The sequence below is a fragment of the Moorena sp. SIO1F2 genome (genome assembly GCF_010672755.1).
Classification (GTDB): Bacteria; Cyanobacteriota; Cyanobacteriia; order Cyanobacteriales; family Coleofasciculaceae; genus Moorena.
In genome coordinates this window covers 1-2471 of record NZ_JAAHFV010000577.1, presented here as the reverse complement: position 1 = coordinate 2471, position 2471 = coordinate 1, and the positions used below count along the sequence as shown (strand labels likewise).

Sequence of the window (2471 nt, the reverse complement as noted above, 5' to 3'; positions counted from 1 at the left end):
TGAATTGGCTAATCAGAAGGATATGGGGATATTCATCATATCTCCTGCTGATAAAGGAGGCAAACTCTACACCCCACCACCAAAGTTAGAGAAACTGTGCCATCCCTTCTCGCCACTGGAACTGAACTATCGGTTTTTATTAAGCGATCGCCGCATTACCACCCTTAGTATTGGACCGGCTAACCCAGATGAGCTGACCCTGCCTTTGAGTGTGGCTAACCGAGATGAGTCTTTGAGCCCAATGGAAGTGGCAGCATTCTCTCGTTTGGAAACCCAATTGAACAATGCTCTAGGAACTGACCGCTGTAGTCAATGCTATGCTTGTCTACCTTGCCCAGAAACCATTAACATTCCAGAAGTCTTGCGGCTGCGCAATCTTGCTTTGGCTTACGACATGACCGAGTTTGGTCAATATCGCTATCAAATGTTTGAAAATGCTGGTCATTGGTTTAGGGGGATGAAGGGAAACCGTTGTAGCCAGTGTGGTGAGTGTCTTCCCCGTTGCCCGGAACAACTGGATATTCCTTCCTTACTCTCTGATACCCACCAGCGTCTTAATGGTTCTCCTAGGCGTCGTCTGTGGGGATAAGGTTAGTTGGTTGTTCGCCCAAGGCAATTCGGTGTAGGGTAGGTTGTCTGTCAGAATGCAGAATGCAGAATGTAGAATGTAGAATTCTACATTCTACATTCTGCATTCTACATTCTTAATTCAAAAATGTTTAAGGTCGATAGATGGATAAAAGAAACAACGTTACTAAAATAAATCCGTTTTACCTTGTGCCTTGTGTGTTGTGCCTTGTGTTTCTAGAGAGCTGTTTTCTGGTTGGTTGGAAGCCTAAACCAGTTTTAGCTCAAAAGACTGTAGGAGTGCAGCCGGACACAGAAGCTGTGAATTTAAATGTCCTGCAGCCAGAGAATCTTCCTACTGATGGCTCTGTGATTACTGCTGATACTATCTCTCAAACTAAGCTCACTACTCCGAGTTTCTGGTGGGCTGATGAACAGTTTGGCGGTAAGCTACTGGATAATTGGTTAGCTTATCCGAGTAAACGCCGGGTAGATTTGGTAGTGAATCGCCAACTCTGGAGTCTGCTTAACTATCTCGGTAGGTATGCTTTTATTAACAAAATGGGAAACGTTGCCAGAGAGTATGACTACAATACCAGAGTATTTAACCAGCGAGGAAAGCCTTTAGGAGCTTATACCTGTGATGGTAATTCCATGTGCCAGGTGGAGGTATGTATTCCTGGTCAAGTACCTTTAGCTGGCAAAGTCTCCGCCTTTTGCCAGTTATCACAAAACTAGAATAGGTAATTGTCAAGTACTTCGCATTTCTTTCCACAAGGATTCATACTGCTTTTCTGTAGACTCTGGTAAGGGATGGAGAAATTCACACTTGTCCAGAATTGCTGCTTCTGGCAGCAGTAGATGATTAGATTGGATATCTTGTGGCAGCGTATTTCTTGGCATATTAACCAGAATCGGGGAAGCAGCATTAGTCAGTAGAGAAATTTGGTTGGCTGATTTGCTATCCCAGCAAAATTTAATCCACTCTTTGCTTAAATCCGACTCAGAGTTACTTTCTGAGGAGTCAGAAGCAGAGCTTACTGATACGGGTTTTACCCATACATCTGACCACAGGGCTGTTCCTGACTGAGGTACCACTGCCTCAATTTGGCGATCGCGTGTTCTTAGTGCCAGGATATCGGTAGACCAACCCACTGCAACCCAGGTATCCCCCAAAACTAGAGGTTTTAGGTAGTGATCCGAACTGTAGAATTTAACCTGTTTAGCCAGTTGTCGAAGTGCTGGTTTCAAGTCTTTGACTTGATTTAAATCCTGTTGATTATAGGATAAGCCTAGGTTTTTCAAGGTTAAACCAATCACTTCTCGGGGGTGGTCTAATACAGAAATGCGATCGCGTAAAGACTCACGCCACAAGTCACTCCAATCGGTAGGAGTCCAGCCTAAGGCTTTGAACTTGTCACGGCGATAGGCAATGACGGTAGCACCCCAGCGATAAGGAGCACCCCAAACTTTTCCTGAATTGTCTAGCTGACCAGTTTGGTCACGTTTGACGAGTTTCTGAGACTCTAGCGGCAGTTGTTTCCATCCTGACAACGTTTCTATGTTCAAAGGTTGGATCAATTCCTGCTCAATGGCTAACTTTAGCCAATAATCTCCTAAGGTAACTAAATCAGTACTTATCGGTTTCCTAAACCTAATCGGGAGCAAATCTAGGAGGGAGCGACCTTGGTTATTGTTGGGTTTGTCTTGCTCTTTCAAGGTTGTCAGGAGTTGGAATAAAGCAGATAGTTGTTTCTCCGGGTCAAAATTTAGGGTAGGCCGTGATTTTAACGTCTTACGAAATTCACCCAACAGCTGAACTGGGATTGAATTTTGCAACAGCCTTACCTTTAAAGAGGCTTGTTGTCCAGTACAACCAGATGCTAACTGACTAAGGGCTATGA

Annotated in this window: 3 protein-coding genes; 2 read left to right on the top strand and 1 reads right to left on the bottom strand. The window is 44.4% G+C overall.

Annotation, left to right across the window (positions count from 1 at the left end):
- Positions 1-589: 4Fe-4S dicluster domain-containing protein (locus F6J94_RS32935; protein ID WP_293047935.1), on the top strand; the 589-nt coding region annotated here is incomplete at its 5' end.
- Between the two features lie 143 nt (positions 590-732).
- On the top strand, positions 733-1305 hold the full coding sequence (locus F6J94_RS32930; protein ID WP_293047932.1) for a hypothetical protein: 573 nt from the start codon (positions 733-735) through the stop codon (positions 1303-1305).
- A gap of 12 nt (positions 1306-1317) precedes the next feature.
- Here the strand turns inward: F6J94_RS32930 and F6J94_RS32925 are convergent, their stop codons facing one another.
- Entirely contained in the window at positions 1318-2469 is a 1152-nt protein-coding gene (locus F6J94_RS32925; RefSeq protein WP_293047929.1) for an extracellular solute-binding protein, read from the bottom strand.
- Positions 2470-2471: the final 2 nt, after the last annotated feature.